The organism is Yersinia fenwicki (assembly GCF_043099325.1).
Lineage (GTDB): Bacteria > Pseudomonadota > Gammaproteobacteria > Enterobacterales > Enterobacteriaceae > Yersinia.
The window spans coordinates 3,367,627-3,382,938 of record NZ_CP170755.1; the positions used below are offsets into that span (position 1 = coordinate 3,367,627).

Here is a 15,312-nt window from a genome sequence, read left to right on the forward strand (position 1 = left end):
CCCGTAAAATGCCCGCACACATGAAACGACAATAGAGCCATTTTGTAATTGAGGTCGTTAGATGAGACTTAAGAAATACATTAAAAATATGGGTATGTTGTCTTTATTAGCAGCCACGGTAATGCTCAGTGGTTGCGATATGGTATTGATGAATCCCAAAGGCGCAATCGGAGTCGAGCAAAAAACACTGATACTGACAGCTATCGGTTTAATGTTGATCGTCGTAGTTCCGGTTATTTTTATGGCGTTTGCTTTTGCATGGAAGTATCGCGCGTCCAACAAAAGTGCGACCTACACCCCAAACTGGTCCCATTCCAACAAAATTGAGCTTGTTGTATGGGCTGTTCCAATCATTATCATTGCTATTTTGGCAACGATAACTTGGAAAACCTCCCACGAACTTGATCCGTTCAAGCCGCTAGAAGTCGCGGGTAAGGAACCCATCACTATTGAAGTGGTTTCCCTGGACTGGAAATGGCTGTTTATCTATCCAGAACAAGGTATCGCTACAGTAAATGAACTGGCCTTCCCTACTGATGTTCCGGTGAACTTTAAAATCACCTCTAACTCGGTCATGAACTCGTTCTTTATTCCTCAGTTAGGCGGGCAGATTTATGCGATGGCCGGGATGCAAACCAAACTGCATCTGATTGCCAACGAAGCCGGTAAATACAATGGTATTTCCAGTAGCTTCAGTGGCAAAGGCTTCTCTGGTATGAAATTCACTGCGATCGCAACACCTACGCAGGAAGACTTTAACCAGTGGGTCGCACAGGTGAAAAAATCGCCGAACACTCTGAATACTACTGACGATTTCAATAAACTGGCTGAACCGAGCGAAAATAACCCGGTTGAGTATTTCTCCAGTGTTAAACCGGAGCTGTTTAAAGGAATTATTGGCAAGTTTATGGGTGATATGAACATGCACAAGAAAGGCGATGATACCCATTCAGGTATGGATATGAGCCAGGGCATGGATATGAGCCAGGGCATGGATATGGGCGAACACGCCGCTCACGCCGGAGCCGAGGAATAAAACGATGTTGGGAAAATTAACACTTGATGCGGTTCCGCTACACGAACCAATCATTATGGTTACCGTTGCTGCAATTGTTCTGGGCGGGGCGGCTCTTGTTGCCCTCCTGACCTATTTCGGCAAGTGGAAATGGTTATGGAGCGAATGGTTGACCTCGGTTGACCATAAAAAAATCGGTATCATGTACATTCTGGTCGCCATGGTCATGCTTCTGCGTGGTTTTGCCGACGCCATCATGATGCGTAGCCAGCAAGCACTTGCTTCCGCTGGTGAAGCTGGCTTCCTGCCGCCTCATCACTACGATCAGATTTTCACCGCTCACGGCGTTATCATGATTTTCTTCATGGCGATGCCTTTCGTAGTGGGTTTGATGAACATAGTCGTACCGCTACAAATCGGTGCTCGTGACGTTGCCTTCCCGTTCCTGAACTCCCTGAGTTTCTGGTTCTTTGTCGTCGGGGTGGTGTTAATTAACATCTCTCTGGGGGTCGGTGAATTCGCGCAAACCGGTTGGTTGGCCTATCCGCCACTGTCAGGTAAAGAGTACAACCCAGGTGTCGGGGTCGATTACTGGATCTGGAGTCTACAGATTTCTGGTTTAGGTACCTTGCTGACCGGTGTTAACTTCTTCGCCACTATTTTGAAAATGCGTGCTCCTGGCATGTCGATGATGAAGATGCCAGTCTTCACATGGGCGGCACTTTGCACCAACATTTTGATTATCGTTTCTTTCCCGATCCTGACTGTGACCGTCGCGTTACTGACTTTGGACCGCTACCTTGGCACCCATTTCTTTACCAATGATATGGGTGGCAACATGATGATGTACATCAACCTGATTTGGGCCTGGGGCCATCCGGAAGTGTACATTCTGGTTCTGCCGGTATTCGGGGTATTCTCCGAGGTTACCGCGACCTTCTCAAGAAAACGCCTGTTTGGTTATACCTCTTTAGTGTGGGCAACCATCGCGATTACCGTACTGTCGTTTATTGTTTGGCTCCACCACTTCTTTACCATGGGGTCAGGTGCCAACGTTAACGCCTTCTTCGGTATAGCAACGATGATTATTTCTATCCCAACAGGGGTGAAAATATTCAACTGGCTGTTCACCATGTACCAAGGCCGCATTCAGTTTAACTCCGCGATGCTGTGGACTGTTGGCTTCATCATCACCTTCTCTATTGGTGGGATGACCGGCGTTCTGTTGGCGGTACCGGGCGCAAACTTCGTGCTGCATAACAGCTTGTTCCTGATTGCTCACTTCCATAACGTGATTATCGGTGGTGTGGTGTTCGGTTGCTTCGCTGGCCTGACTTACTGGTGGCCTAAGTCCTTCGGCTTTACGCTGAATGAGAAATGGGGCATCCGTGCATTCTGGTTCTGGATTATCGGCTTCTTCGTTGCCTTCATGCCGCTGTATGTCTTGGGCTTTATGGGTATGACCCGTCGTCTGAGCCAAGACATCAACCCGGAATTCCACCCGATGTTGATGGTGGCAGCTGGCGGTGCAGCACTGATTGCTTGCGGTATCTTGTGTCAGGTTATCCAGGTATTCGTCAGTATCCGTGACCGCGAACAAAATCGCGATCTGACTGGTGATCCATGGGGTGGCCGTACGCTGGAGTGGTCTACCTCTTCCCCACCGCCGTTCTATAACTTCGCCGTTGTACCTGAAGTGACAGACCGTGACGAATTCTGGGATATGAAAGAGAAAGGCGAAGCATACAAACGCCCAGCGAAATACGAAGAAATCCACATGCCGAAGAATACCGGTGCAGGTGTGATTATTGCTGGATTCAGCTTGATCTTCGGCTTTGCCATGATCTGGTACATCTGGTGGCTGGCCATTGTTGGCTTCGTCGGTATGATTGTGACCTGGATTGTGAAAAGCTTCGACGAGGATGTTGATTACTATGTGCCGGTTGCAGAAGTGGAGCGCATTGAAGATCTTCATCATGAACAAATCAGCAAAGCAGGCGTGAATCATGTCAACTGAAACTCTGACTAACCATAACGTCGCCCATGCAGAGCATGGGCATCACGATGCAGGAGCGACGAAAGTCTTCGGCTTCTGGATCTACCTGATGAGCGACTGTATTTTGTTTGCGACATTGTTTGCAACTTATGCAGTGCTGGTAAACGGGACAGCTGGCGGCCCTTCAGGCCGGGATATCTTCGACTTGAACTTTGTTCTGGTTGAAACCTTCCTGTTACTGTTCAGTAGTATTACTTACGGCATCGCTATGCTGGGCATGAACAAAGGCCACAAAAGCCAGGTTAACACCTGGTTAGGTCTAACCTTCCTGTTCGGTCTGGGCTTTGTGGCAATGGAAATCTATGAATTCCATCACCTGATTGCTGAAGGCTACGGCCCGGATCGCAGTGCGTTCCTGTCTAGCTTCTTCGCGCTGGTAGCCACCCACGGTATTCACGTTACTGCTGGCCTGGTTTGGATCATCATTATGATGATTCAAGTAGCAAAACGCGGCCTGAATGAAACGAACCGTACCCGTCTGATGTGTCTGAGCTTGTTCTGGCACTTCCTGGATGTGGTCTGGATCTGCGTATTCACCGTTGTCTATCTGTTAGGAGCTATGTGATGAGCCATCCAACATCTAGTCATTCAACAACGACTCACGGTGGAGCCAGCCACGGTAGCTTGAAGTCATATATTATTGGCTTCATTCTGTCGGTCATTCTGACAGTTATTCCATTTGCTATGGTGATGAGCGGTACCGCTTCCCATACGACTATTCTGGCCACAGTGGTCGGTTTAGCCGTAGTGCAGATTATCGTGCACCTGGTGTACTTCCTGCATATGAATGGATCGTCAGAAGAACGTTGGAATCTGGTGGCGTTCCTGTTCACCGCTATGATTATCGCAATCGTTGTTGTGGGCTCACTCTGGATTATGTACAACCTCAACATCAATATGATGGTTGACTGAAGAGCTGCATGTGATGATTAAGCAATACCTGCAAGTAACTAAACCAGGAATTATTTTCGGCAATTTAATTTCTGTCGTTGGGGGATTTCTCCTCGCTTCCAAAGGCGTGATTGATTACCCACTTTTTCTCGCCACCCTGTTCGGTGTCTCGTTAGTTGTTGCCTCCGGGTGCGTATTTAACAACTATATCGACCGTGATATCGATCGCATCATGGAGAGAACAAAGAATCGTGTCCTGGTAAAAGGGCTTATCGATCCGAAAATAAGCCTGATTTATGCTTCGATACTGGGTATTGCTGGCATGCTACTGCTCTATGTTGGCGCTAACCCGTTAGCCATGTGGCTGGCTGTGATTGGATTCGTGATTTACGTCGGGGTTTATAGCCTCTACATGAAGCGCAAATCCGTCTACGGCACATTGATTGGCAGCCTATCAGGTGCCGCACCTCCAGTGATTGGTTACTGTGCCGTTACCGGGCAGTTCGATATGGGTGCTTTGATCCTGTTGCTTATCTTCAGCCTGTGGCAAATGCCACACTCTTATGCCATCGCGATTTTCCGCTTTAAGGATTATCAAGCTGCCAACATTCCGGTTTTGCCGGTGATAAAAGGAATATCGGTGACTAAAAACCATATTACTCTTTATATCTTGGCATTTATGGTTGCCACCTTGATGCTGACCTTAAGTGGCTATGCCGGTTACAAATACCTGGTTGTCGCTGCTGCGGTTAGTGTCTGGTGGTTGGGTATGGCGTTGCGCGGTTATAAAGCGACCAATGATAGCGTTTGGGCGAGAAAACTCTTTGTATTCTCTATCATTGCTATTACATCATTGAGCGTCATGATGTCGGTTGATTTCAATGTTCCTTCCTCGGCTGGATTACTGACTTACGTCGGATAACTTCAACCCTGTTGTGATAAAAATGGCTGGTGGGCTATTCCTACCAGCCATTTTTTATTTCTCCTCTGCCCTACTGTTAACTAAAAACTCGCCTGTAATACATTCTAAACATCAATAGATTTACCCACTGGCCCTAACATCATTACAATGGCGCAGAATGTTTTTTTGAGGTGGTAATGAACGACAATAAAATGACCCCGCTAGAGCTCCGGGCAACCTGGGGGCTGGGTACGGTATTTTCTTTGCGCATGCTCGGCATGTTTATGGTTCTCCCCGTTCTCACCACTTATGGCATGGCGCTTTCCGGTGCTAGCGAAGCATTGATTGGTATCGCCATTGGTATTTACGGTCTGGCTCAGGCCATTTTTCAGATTCCATTTGGGCTAGTTTCTGATCGTATTGGCCGTAAGCCACTGATCGTCGGTGGTTTATTGATATTTGCGCTGGGAAGTCTGATTGCCGCACTGAGTGACTCTATCTGGGGCATCATTCTGGGTCGCGCATTACAGGGCTCTGGTGCTATCGCTGCCGCAGTCATGGCACTGCTGTCTGACTTGACTCGTGAGCAAAATCGTACCAAAGCGATGGCTTTTATTGGTGTTAGCTTTGGTATTACTTTTGCCATCGCGATGGTGCTGGGGCCGATTGTCACTCACGCTTTTGGCTTGCATGCCCTGTTCTGGGCAATAGCGATACTGGCACTGTTAGGTATTGTTATTACATTAGCCGTAGTACCGGATGCTGATACCCATGTGCTTAATCGCGAATCCAGTATCGTCAAAGGTAGCGTGAGCAAAGTACTCAACAACAGTCGACTCCTCAAACTCAATTTCGGCATCATGTGTTTGCACATTTTATTGATGTCGAGCTTCGTTGCTTTACCACAGATTATGGCCAGTGCCGGTTTGGCTCCGGCCCAACACTGGATTGTCTATCTGGTGACCATGTTGGTATCCTTCGCCGCAGTCGTGCCGTTTATTATTTATGCTGAAGTCAAACGCCGGATGAAGCAGGTCTTCATGGGCTGTGTCGCTGTGCTGCTTGCCGCCGAAGTGGTGCTGTGGTCTGCCGGGCAACAACTGTGGATCATCATAGCCGGGGTGCAGTTATTCTTTATTGCTTTCAATGTAATGGAAGCAATATTGCCATCATTGATCAGTAAAGAATCGCCAGCAGGCTATAAAGGTACCGCTATGGGGATTTACTCCACCAGCCAGTTTATTGGTGTGGCTATCGGTGGCAGTGTAGGCGGATGGCTTTTTGGTATGGAAGGGGCAAGTATGGTATTTGCCGCTGGGACTGTTATCGCGCTGGTGTGGTTTGGCGTGAGTGCCACGATGCAAGAGCCACCTTATGTCAGTAGCTTGCGAATTACCTTGTCCGAATTGGCGGTAAAAGACTCAGCGTTGGAAGAGCGAATTAGAGCACAACCCGGCGTCACTGAAGCAGTAGTGGTAAGAGCCGAGCGTAGTGCTTACGTCAAAGTCGATACCAAAAAAACTAATCGCAGCCAGTTGGAAGAGCTCGTTAACGCGTTATAAACAAAAGCAGGTACAAAAGTGATCGATACTTTTGTACCTAATTTAGCTAAATACTAGTCGCGGAAGTTATTGAACTGGAATGGCTGGCCCAGATCAGCGCCACGAATTAATGCCATCACACTCTGCAAATCATCGCGGGCTTTGCCGGTGACCCGGACCTGTTCGCCCTGAATTTGTGCCTGAACTTTCAGCTTGCTGTCTTTAATCAGCTTAACCAGCTTCTTCGCTTGCACACTTTCAATACCTTGCTTCAGCTTAGCTTCCACACTGTAGGTTTTGCCACTGCGATCCATTTCTTCCGGAATCTCCAGTGCAGCCCCTTCAATCCCGCGCTTACTCAGTTGAGCACGTAAAATATCCAACAGCTGCTCGACCTGGAAATCAGATTCACTGACAACTTTGATACTTTCGTTCTTTTCATTTAACTCAAAACTCGCTGGAACATTACGAAAATCCCAACGGTTCGCCAGATCACGGGTGGCGTTTTCAACTGCGTTACGCACTTCCTGCATATCAATTTCAGATACGATGTCGAAAGATGGCATATTCCCTCCTCCTGATAAGATGAATGGCGAGCATAATAACCGCTTTATCCCTACAGACAAAGTCAAGCCGCTGAGAATTGCTCAACTCACTCACGGTTTTTGGTAAACCGGTTTATAGCTAACTCTGCGTTTAATGACCAAAAAGTCTATAATCAAAGCATAACACTTAGAAACAAGCAGTATGCTTTCCGCCTACACCAAGGAGGTCTCAATGAAAATTACTGTGCTTGGTTGCGGAGCTCTCGGGCAGTTATGGTTATCAGCGCTCTACCAGCAGGGCCACGATGTGCAAGGCTGGCTTCGTGTGCCACAGCCTTTCTGTTCAGTTAATGTCATATTGTTAGGCGGTGACGCATTCAATCAAAATCTCCCCACTAACGATCCTGAGCATTTGTCGAAAAGTGAATTATTACTGGTTTGCTTAAAAGCGTGGCAAGTTTCCAGTGCCATCACGGCCTTACTGCCTAAGCTCAATCCCGAATGTAAGATTTTACTGTTACATAATGGGATGGGTACGCAGGAAGAATTACCCAGAGATGATCATCTTTTTCTCCACGGTGTGACCACTCACGCTGCGCGACGTGATGGCAACACAATTGTCCATGTCGCCAGCGGTATCACCCATATTGGCCCGATGTCTCCTATTGCGACCGATATCAGTAACCTGGCAGATATCTTACATCAGGCTTTGCCGGACGTGGCCTGGCACAATGATATCTCGGCGGCCTGCTGGCAAAAACTGGCTGTAAACTGCGTTATTAATCCGCTTACCGGCCTGTATAACTGCCGTAATGGTGATTTACAGCGCTATCCAGAACTGATTGAGCGGTTATGTACTGAAGTCGCCAGCGTAATGGAGATGGAGGGCTATCATACCTCAACAGAAAGCCTGCTTAGCTACGTCAACAATGTGATCCAGAGTACTGCCGATAATGTCTCGTCACTGCTACAGGATTTGCGTTGCCAGCGGCACACTGAGATTGACTACATCACCGGTTACTTACTGCGACGCGCCAGGAATCACGGTATGACTCTGCCGGAGAATGCCCGGTTGTATGATTTAATTAAACGTAAGGAAAATGAGTATGAGCGTATCGGCGCTGGTTTGCCTGGCTCCTGGTAGTGAAGAAACCGAGGCGGTCACCACGATTGATATTCTGGTGCGCGCAGGCATTCATGTCACAACAGCCAGTGTCGCCAGTGATGGCGCACTGGAAATCGTCTGTTCACGCGGCGTCCGTTTACTGGCCGACACCCGCCTGGTGGATGTGGCAGATCAAAAGTTTGATGTAGTTGTCCTGCCCGGGGGAATTAAGGGCGCGGAATATTTCCGCGACAGTCCATTGTTAGTTGCTACCGTAGAACAAACGCATAAAGAGGGCCGTTTGGTTGCCGCCATTTGCGCCGCCCCCGCTTTGGTGCTTGAGCATCACAAGTTATTCCCGGTTGGCAATATGACTGGTTTTCCGGCATTAAAAGACAAAATTGACTCAACAAAATGGATGGATCAACGTGTTGTTTATGACCGGCGAGTCAATCTGGTCACGAGCCAGGGGCCAGGAACCTCCATCGATTTTGCGCTAAAGATTGTTTTTTTGCTGCTCGGACGAGAAAAAGCAGAAGAGATCGCCTGGCAGTTGGTACTACCGCCAGGGATTTATAACTATACCCTTCGGACTTGAACCCACAGGGTTGTTCGCTATCCCCAACAAGGCGTAGCGAGCGAAAGGAGTTTGGGTGCGCCCTGCGCGCAGAACCCGGAGCGTACACGAAGTACGTGAGGAGTTCGAGCACAGCGCAATCCCAAAATCCACACGCGCAGTAGCCGTTAACCTATCACCTTTAAGGGCGGTAAACTTTCACATTGGTATAGCCCTGCTCACGCAGATACAAAGCCTGTAAACGGCTCATTACACCGCGGTCGCAATACAACAGATAGCTCTTGCTCTGATCCAAATCAGCAAATTGCGAACTCAGCTTATAAAACGGCAACGCACGGACTTCAATCCCATCCAACTTCAGTGGCTTTTCATCTTGCTCATCAGGAGCACGAATATCCAGCAACACATCGGTATCCGCCAACTCTGCAACCGTTTCAACTTCAACGACCTGTTCACGACTTTGTTCGGCGATTTCACGGATATCGACGTTCTTGGCTTCACTGACCACTCGCTCCAAAATAGAGAAATCAAAGTGAGATTCTTCTTCTTCAATCTTAGCCTTAACCGCTTTCACCGTTGGGCTTTTTGAAATCACGCCGCAATATTCTGGCATGGTTTTAGCGAAATCTTCGGTACCGATTTCACGCGCCAGATTGATGATGTGCTCTTTGTCATGAGAAATCAGCGGGCGCAAGATCAGGGTGTCAGAAGCATTATCAATTAAACGCAAGTTAGTCAGTGTCTGGCTGGATACCTGCCCTAATGCTTCACCGGTGACTAATGCCTGCACGCCATAGCTCTCTGCCACCTGAGATGCTGCGCGCACCATCATGCGTTTCAACACCACGCCCATCTGACCATCTTCGACTTTTTCGAGGATTTCGCCCACCACTGGTTCGAAATCGATAGCAAGAAAACGCACCCGGTGGGAGCTACCAAAACGATTCCACAGATAATGAGCTACTTGCTTCACCCCAATCTCATGGGCAGAGCCACCCAGATTGAAGAAACAATAATGCACGCGACAGCCACGACGCATCAGCATATAGCTAGATACACCGGAGTCAAAGCCACCTGAAATCAGAGATAAAACATCTTCCTGTGTACCAATTGGGAACCCCCCCAATCCTTCATGACGCGCCTTGATCAGTGTCAGTTTGTCCTGATCAATTTCTAAATGAACGGTCACCTGAGGATGGGTCAGCTTAACTTTGGCACTTTCTATATGTTGGTTCAGGCCACCGCCGACATAGCGCTCGACATCCCCGGAGGAAAATTCATGTTTACCACGACGTTTTACCCGAACACAGAATGTTTTTCCGACCAGTGTTTCGCGATAAGCTTCCAGCGTTTGCTCAAATATATTGTGCATATCGGTGTAGCTGCGATCTTCCACTTCGAGAATATGGTGAATTCCTGGGATACGAGTCAGGGCATCACAAATCTGTGGCCCAAGATTGTCATCTTTAGTACGGATTTCAATATGATCCCAATGACGTACAACCGCGAGGGTATCGTCCTCAAGGTTTTTCAATACGTTGCGAATATTGGTTGTGAGGATCTTAATGAAGCGCAATCGCACAGATTGACTCTTGATGGTGATTTCTGGGAACAATTTAATGATAAACTTCATGGCAGTCTTTAGTTGTCTGGTTATGGAGTGATGGTGTCGCTGTCGATAGCGACAGTCAAAGGCGTTAGCGAAAAAATGCAAGCCGTAGAGTATATCACTATATGATGCGTGGCTGCGTACTAAAAACCAGACTTAAACGTCACGATTTCCCCTTCATTATCCGCTAGAATAGCTGGTAATAAGCTTTTGGCCTTAAGAGTTGCTCTCTGCCATCAGAAGACGTTACGCGCCATCAAGGTTACGTTTCATAAAAAATATCGAGTTAAATAAAAACTATGCCGAAAAAAGCCGCATCACCTGAAACCAAAGCTGCCAGTTTTGAAACATCGCTCAGCGAACTGGAACAGATTGTTACTCGCCTGGAGTCAGGCGAACTCCCACTGGAAGAAGCGTTAAATGAGTTTGAGCGCGGCGTACAACTAGCGCGTCTTGGGCAGCAGACATTATTACAAGCCGAACAGCGCGTTCAGATTCTTCTGAGTGATGAAGTTGATGCACCACTCGCCCCCTTCACCCCGGATGCTGAGTAGTCTTATGTCTAACACCTCATCCTCAGTTGATTTTAATCAACAGCTTGCCGCACACCAGCAGCGAGTCAATCAGGCTATGTTGGATTTTATTGCGCCCCTGCCGTTTGGCAAAAGTGATTTGGTTGAGGCGATGCGCTATGGCGCTGTGCTCGGTGGTAAGCGGTTGCGCCCTTATCTGGTTTATGCCACCGGCCAAATGTTCGGTCTGTCACTGGCCAATCTGGATGCCCCAGCAGCGGCAATTGAATGTATCCATGCTTATTCATTAATTCATGATGATTTGCCGGCGATGGATGACGATGATTTACGCCGTGGACAACCGACTTGCCATGTGAAGTTTGGTGAGGCCAATGCCATTTTGGCCGGTGATGCCCTGCAAACTCTGGCATTTTCTATCCTGGCAGAAGCACCAATGCCCGATGTGGCTGATAAAGATCGGCTTTCGATGATTGCAGAATTAGCCCATGCCAGCGGTGTTGCCGGTATGTGCGGTGGTCAGGCATTGGATCTGGAAGCTGAATCCCGTCAGATAACACTGGATGACCTTGAGAAGATCCATCGTCATAAAACCGGAGCACTTATTCGCGCCGCAGTTCGTCTCGGTGCGCTGACTGCTGGTTTCCCAGGGCGCGAAGCTCTACCCTTACTTGACCGTTATGCAAATGCAATCGGTCTGGCCTTTCAGGTGCAAGACGATATTTTAGATGTTATCGGCGATACAGCTACAATTGGTAAACGCCAAGGTTCTGATCAGCAACACGGGAAAAGCACTTATCCGGCCCTTATGGGGCTAGATTGCGCCAAAGCCAAAGCCATCGATCTTTATCAGGAAGCACTTAGCGCCCTGAATGCGCTGTCGGCGCAATCCTATAACATAGCGCCACTACAGGCGTTAGCCTGTTTTATTATTGAGCGTGATAATTAGAAATATGCTGGCAGTGAGTCAATGCCTACTTAACCTTTTGATATGAGCATCGAATGAGTCTTGATATAGCCAAATACCCGACATTGGCACTTGCAGAAAATCCCGAAGAACTGCGCATGTTGCCGAAAGAAAGTCTGCCGAAGTTATGTGATGAACTGCGGCAGTATTTGCTTGCCTCTGTCAGCCGATCCAGTGGGCATTTTGCCTCAGGGTTAGGTGTGGTCGAGCTGACTGTCGCGTTGCATTACGTCTACAATACGCCGTTTGATAGTTTGGTGTGGGACGTCGGCCATCAGGCTTATCCGCACAAAATATTGACGGGCCGCCGCGAGCAAATAGGGACTATTCGCCAAAAGGATGGTTTGCATCCTTTCCCTTGGCGTGGCGAAAGTGAATATGACGTCCTTTCTGTCGGCCACTCCTCAACGTCCATCAGTGCTGGCTTAGGCATGGCGGTAGCTGCGGAGCGTGAAGGTAAAGGGCGGCGTACCGTGTGTGTGATTGGTGATGGTGCTATCACAGCAGGAATGGCTTTTGAAGCCATGAATCATGCGGGTGATATCCACTCAGACATGCTAGTTATTCTTAACGATAACGAAATGTCTATCTCAGAAAATGTTGGCGGCCTGAATAACCATTTGGCGCAGTTATTATCTGGCAAGCTTTACGCCAGTCTGCGTGAAGGTGGCAAAAAAGCATTTTCGGGTTTACCGCCGATTAAAGATTTGCTGAAACGTACCGAAGAACACCTAAAAGGTATGGTGGTGCCCAGTACCTTATTTGAAGAGTTAGGTTTTAATTATATCGGCCCGGTTGATGGTCACGACGTGCAAGCGCTGACGCAAACATTGAAAAATATGCGCAGCCTGAAAGGCCCGCAACTGTTACATATCATGACCAAAAAGGGCAAAGGCTACGCACCGGCTGAAAAAGATCCCATCGGCTGGCACGCCGTACCAAAATTTGATCCGGCCTCCGGCACACTGCCAAAAAGCCAAGGCAATGTCCCCACCTACTCCAAGATTTTTGGTGAATGGTTATGTGAAACCGCTGCCAAAGACAGCCAGTTAATGGCCGTAACGCCAGCAATGCGCGAAGGCTCGGGGATGGTGCGCTTCTCGCGTGAATATCCGCAGCAGTATTTTGATGTAGCGATAGCCGAGCAGCATGCAGTGACCTTTGCTGCCGGTTTGGCAATTGGTGGCTATAAACCTATCGTTGCTATCTACTCCACTTTCCTGCAACGGGCTTATGACCAGTTGATCCACGATGTAGCCATCCAGAATCTGCCGGTTCTATTCGCCATTGACCGAGGCGGCTTGGTGGGTGCAGATGGTCAAACTCATCAAGGCGCGTTCGATCTATCATTCATGCGATGCATCCCTAACATGGTCATTATGACCCCAAGTGATGAGAACGAGTGCCGTCAGATGCTGCACACCGGCTATCACCACAATGGGCCAGCGGCAGTACGGTACCCGCGTGGCAATGGTACTGGTGCAGTGCTTGAACCATTGGCAATAATGTCGATTGGTAAAGGGATCGTGCGCCGCGAGGGTGAAAAAGTGGCCATTCTGTGCTTTGGGACATTGCTCGCTCAGGCGCAAATCGTAGCAGAGAATCTGAATGCAACTCTGGTAGATATGCGTTTCGTTAAACCATTGGATGAAGAGTTAGTACTGGAACTGGCTGCTAGCCACCAGATTTTGGTTACAGTTGAAGAAAATGCCATTATGGGCGGCGCGGGCAGTGGTGTGAATGAGCTACTGATGGCAAAACGCCAGTTAGTGCCAGTATTGAATCTCGGCTTACCAGACCATTTTGTTCCACAAGGCGAACAAGATGAAATGCGAGCAGAATGTGGTTTGGATGCTGCGGGAATACAAAGTCAGATTGAAGCATGGCTGGAGTAACTTAGACAGATTAGAAGTGAGCCAAGGGCGACCACTCCTACGGGCACTACGGTGGCTCACGCCACTACGACCCGAACGGAGTGTTTCCCTTGGTTCGGCTTTTACCTGTAACTTGAAAGATGACGGGTATCAGTAGAACAGATCTGCTGGCCAGTAGTGCCCCACGACAAAAATAATCGCCGCCGCAACCACCCCGGCGATAATGTCATCCACCATGATCCCCATGCCACCGTGAACATTACGATCAAACCAGCGAATCGGCCAAGGCTTCCAGATATCAAAAATACGAAATGCCACAAAACCAGCAACTATCCATTGCCAATCATTGACCGGCAATGCCATCAAGGTAATCCACATCCCGACAAATTCATCCCACACGATACTACCGTGGTCATGAACTTGCATATCTTTGGCGGTGCGATGGCAGATATAGACACCGATACAAATGCTAAACATCACCGCAAGGGAGTAAAGTTGCCAAGGTAACTGAATCAATAATAACCAGAACGGAATGGCAGCAATTGATCCCATGGTACCTGGTGCCCACGGCGATAATCCGCTGCCAAAACCCGTTGCTAACAAGTGCCACGGATTAGATAACCGCAGACGACGTTTAGCTTCATCCATGCGTTTTACCTGCTGAGAAATGGTCGAAACCACGCAAATTCATTTCAACCGCCTTACCTTCACGGAAAAATTTAACTCCTTCCGATTGCGGACCAATCTGACCAATACACGTGTACCCCGCCCCGGTATGACCCAATGCAACTTTCAGCGCCCCACGATTTATTTCTGGCACGGTAAAGCACAGTTCATAGTCTTCACCACCACTCAAGGCCCAGCGCAGAGCTTGTTCAGCATCCACCTGATGTTTCAGTGCATCAGAATAGGGCAAAGCATCTAACTCGATGCGGGCACCGCAACCACTGGCTTTGAGGATATGTTGTATGTCAGAAATTAAACCATCTGAAATATCAATGGCAGAACTGGCTAGTGAGCGCAAAGCCTGCCCTTGTAAAACTCGAGGTTGTGGCCGCAAATGGCGATGAATAAGCGCCGCTCTGTCTGCCTCATCATCAACCCGCAACTCATTTTGCAAAATTGCCAAACCAGCGGCACTGTCACCCAAGGTACCAGTCACATAGATCCAGTCACCGATCCTAGCACCAGCACGCTTCAATGCTCGTCCTTCAGGGACTAAACCTTGAATGGTTAAGGTCAGGCTCAGTGGCCCACGGGTGGTGTCACCACCAATCAATTGCATGCCATAATAATTAAGCTGATCAAATAAGCTATCGCTGAATGCTTGCAGCCAATCTTCATTGACATTAGGGAGGGTCAGTGCAAGAGATAACCAGGCAGGGTCGGCCCCCATAGCGGCTAAGTCGCTAAGGTTTACCGCTAAAGATTTGTATCCGAGATCGGCCGGATCGATATCCGGAAGGAAATGAACACCCGACACCAGTGTATCGGTACTGATGGCCAACAGCTGTTTCTCTGCCACTGTAAGAAGTGCGCAGTCGTCTCCAATACCCAGTTCTACATCCCGGCGATTACTTCTGAACCGGTCAAAGTAGCGGGCAATGAGGTCAAATTCGCCACATGCCATAATACAATTCCAGAAATGTTAACTGATCAATAAATTAAGGCCGGAAACCGGCCCCAATTCAAGTCGTTAAT

15 protein-coding genes are annotated in these 15,312 nt (G+C 48.5%); 11 read left to right on the forward strand and 4 right to left on the reverse strand.

The window, feature by feature from the left end; all coding sequences use genetic code 11:
* Window positions 1-61 precede the first annotated feature (61 nt).
* The 6 genes from cyoA to ACF3VQ_RS15430 all read left to right on the forward strand — a co-directional run bounded on the left by cyoA (window position 62) and on the right by ACF3VQ_RS15430 (window position 6,425).
* Window positions 62-1,036, forward strand: coding sequence for a cytochrome o ubiquinol oxidase subunit II (gene cyoA, locus ACF3VQ_RS15405; RefSeq protein ID WP_392432017.1), 975 nt, complete (start codon window positions 62-64; stop codon window positions 1,034-1,036).
* Between the two features lie 4 nt (window positions 1,037-1,040).
* Window positions 1,041-3,032 (forward strand): cytochrome o ubiquinol oxidase subunit I, encoded by a 1,992-nt coding sequence (gene cyoB / locus ACF3VQ_RS15410; protein ID WP_392432018.1) that lies wholly within the window; start codon window positions 1,041-1,043, stop codon window positions 3,030-3,032.
* Entirely contained in the window at window positions 3,022-3,636 is a 615-nt protein-coding gene (locus tag ACF3VQ_RS15415) for a cytochrome o ubiquinol oxidase subunit III (RefSeq protein ID WP_392432019.1), read from the forward strand. Before cyoB ends, ACF3VQ_RS15415 begins: the two co-directional genes overlap by 11 nt.
* Window positions 3,636-3,983 (forward strand): cytochrome o ubiquinol oxidase subunit IV, encoded by a 348-nt coding sequence (locus tag ACF3VQ_RS15420; RefSeq protein WP_005163527.1) that lies wholly within the window; start codon window positions 3,636-3,638, stop codon window positions 3,981-3,983. The genes ACF3VQ_RS15415 and ACF3VQ_RS15420 overlap by 1 nt, the downstream gene beginning before the upstream one ends.
* Before the next feature lie 13 nt (window positions 3,984-3,996).
* Window positions 3,997-4,884, forward strand: a complete 888-nt coding sequence (gene cyoE, locus ACF3VQ_RS15425; RefSeq protein ID WP_392432021.1) for a heme o synthase — start codon at window positions 3,997-3,999, stop codon at window positions 4,882-4,884.
* Window positions 4,885-5,060: 176 nt separating this feature from the next.
* A complete protein-coding gene (locus ACF3VQ_RS15430; protein ID WP_392432023.1) occupies window positions 5,061-6,425 on the forward strand; it encodes an MFS transporter in 1,365 nt (454 codons plus the stop codon).
* Window positions 6,426-6,478: 53 nt separating this feature from the next.
* Here the strand turns inward: ACF3VQ_RS15430 and ACF3VQ_RS15435 are convergent, their stop codons facing one another.
* The gene (locus tag ACF3VQ_RS15435; RefSeq protein WP_005182170.1) at window positions 6,479-6,970 is read right to left on the reverse strand and encodes a YajQ family cyclic di-GMP-binding protein; all 492 of its coding nucleotides are present in this window, start codon (window positions 6,968-6,970) and stop codon (window positions 6,479-6,481) included.
* A 211-nt stretch (window positions 6,971-7,181) separates the two neighbouring features.
* Between ACF3VQ_RS15435 and panE the strand changes: the two genes are divergently transcribed.
* Both panE and yajL read left to right on the forward strand, forming a co-directional pair.
* Complete coding sequence (gene panE / locus ACF3VQ_RS15440; RefSeq protein WP_392432025.1) at window positions 7,182-8,093, forward strand: 2-dehydropantoate 2-reductase; 912 nt, start codon at window positions 7,182-7,184, stop codon at window positions 8,091-8,093.
* Complete coding sequence (gene yajL / locus ACF3VQ_RS15445) at window positions 8,056-8,652, forward strand: protein deglycase YajL (RefSeq protein WP_392432027.1); 597 nt, start codon at window positions 8,056-8,058, stop codon at window positions 8,650-8,652. Before panE ends, yajL begins: the two co-directional genes overlap by 38 nt.
* A gap of 160 nt (window positions 8,653-8,812) precedes the next feature.
* Here yajL and thiI read toward each other — a convergent pair whose 3' ends face one another.
* On the reverse strand, window positions 8,813-10,264 hold the full coding sequence (gene thiI / locus ACF3VQ_RS15450; protein ID WP_392432029.1) for a tRNA uracil 4-sulfurtransferase ThiI: 1,452 nt from the start codon (window positions 10,262-10,264) through the stop codon (window positions 8,813-8,815).
* A 275-nt stretch (window positions 10,265-10,539) separates the two neighbouring features.
* Here thiI and xseB point away from each other — a divergent pair, with 275 nt between their 5' ends.
* The 3 genes from xseB to dxs are packed head-to-tail and all read left to right on the forward strand — an operon-like array spanning window position 10,540 to window position 13,632.
* Window positions 10,540-10,794 carry an exodeoxyribonuclease VII small subunit gene (gene xseB, locus ACF3VQ_RS15455; protein WP_392432031.1) on the forward strand — a complete coding sequence of 85 codons (255 nt, stop codon included), beginning with the start codon at window positions 10,540-10,542 and terminating at the stop codon, window positions 10,792-10,794.
* A gap of 4 nt (window positions 10,795-10,798) precedes the next feature.
* A complete protein-coding gene (gene ispA / locus ACF3VQ_RS15460) occupies window positions 10,799-11,719 on the forward strand; it encodes a (2E,6E)-farnesyl diphosphate synthase (protein ID WP_392432032.1) in 921 nt (306 codons plus the stop codon).
* A 53-nt stretch (window positions 11,720-11,772) separates the two neighbouring features.
* The gene (gene dxs / locus ACF3VQ_RS15465; protein ID WP_392432033.1) at window positions 11,773-13,632 is read left to right on the forward strand and encodes a 1-deoxy-D-xylulose-5-phosphate synthase; all 1,860 of its coding nucleotides are present in this window, start codon (window positions 11,773-11,775) and stop codon (window positions 13,630-13,632) included.
* 129 nt (window positions 13,633-13,761) lie between these two features.
* Here the strand turns inward: dxs and pgpA are convergent, their stop codons facing one another.
* Both pgpA and thiL read right to left on the reverse strand, forming a co-directional pair.
* Entirely contained in the window at window positions 13,762-14,259 is a 498-nt protein-coding gene (gene pgpA / locus ACF3VQ_RS15470; protein ID WP_019081315.1) for a phosphatidylglycerophosphatase A, read from the reverse strand.
* Entirely contained in the window at window positions 14,252-15,241 is a 990-nt protein-coding gene (gene thiL / locus ACF3VQ_RS15475) for a thiamine-phosphate kinase (RefSeq protein ID WP_392432035.1), read from the reverse strand. The genes pgpA and thiL overlap by 8 nt, the downstream gene beginning before the upstream one ends.
* Window positions 15,242-15,312: the final 71 nt, after the last annotated feature.

Coding starts and splice junctions, on each gene's coding strand:
- dxs (WP_392432033.1), top strand. CDS start 11,773: ATGAGTCTTGATATAGCCAAATACCCGACATTGGCACTTGCAGAAAAT.
- pgpA (WP_019081315.1), bottom strand. CDS start 14,259: ATGGATGAAGCTAAACGTCGTCTGCGGTTATCTAATCCGTGGCACTTG.
- ACF3VQ_RS15430 (WP_392432023.1), top strand. CDS start 5,061: ATGAACGACAATAAAATGACCCCGCTAGAGCTCCGGGCAACCTGGGGG.
- ispA (WP_392432032.1), top strand. CDS start 10,799: ATGTCTAACACCTCATCCTCAGTTGATTTTAATCAACAGCTTGCCGCA.
- cyoB (WP_392432018.1), top strand. CDS start 1,041: ATGTTGGGAAAATTAACACTTGATGCGGTTCCGCTACACGAACCAATC.
- thiI (WP_392432029.1), bottom strand. CDS start 10,264: ATGAAGTTTATCATTAAATTGTTCCCAGAAATCACCATCAAGAGTCAA.
- cyoE (WP_392432021.1), top strand. CDS start 3,997: ATGATTAAGCAATACCTGCAAGTAACTAAACCAGGAATTATTTTCGGC.
- panE (WP_392432025.1), top strand. CDS start 7,182: ATGAAAATTACTGTGCTTGGTTGCGGAGCTCTCGGGCAGTTATGGTTA.
- ACF3VQ_RS15435 (WP_005182170.1), bottom strand. CDS start 6,970: ATGCCATCTTTCGACATCGTATCTGAAATTGATATGCAGGAAGTGCGT.
- ACF3VQ_RS15415 (WP_392432019.1), top strand. CDS start 3,022: ATGTCAACTGAAACTCTGACTAACCATAACGTCGCCCATGCAGAGCAT.
- cyoA (WP_392432017.1), top strand. CDS start 62: ATGAGACTTAAGAAATACATTAAAAATATGGGTATGTTGTCTTTATTA.
- yajL (WP_392432027.1), top strand. CDS start 8,056: ATGAGCGTATCGGCGCTGGTTTGCCTGGCTCCTGGTAGTGAAGAAACC.
- xseB (WP_392432031.1), top strand. CDS start 10,540: ATGCCGAAAAAAGCCGCATCACCTGAAACCAAAGCTGCCAGTTTTGAA.
- thiL (WP_392432035.1), bottom strand. CDS start 15,241: ATGGCATGTGGCGAATTTGACCTCATTGCCCGCTACTTTGACCGGTTC.
- ACF3VQ_RS15420 (WP_005163527.1), top strand. CDS start 3,636: ATGAGCCATCCAACATCTAGTCATTCAACAACGACTCACGGTGGAGCC.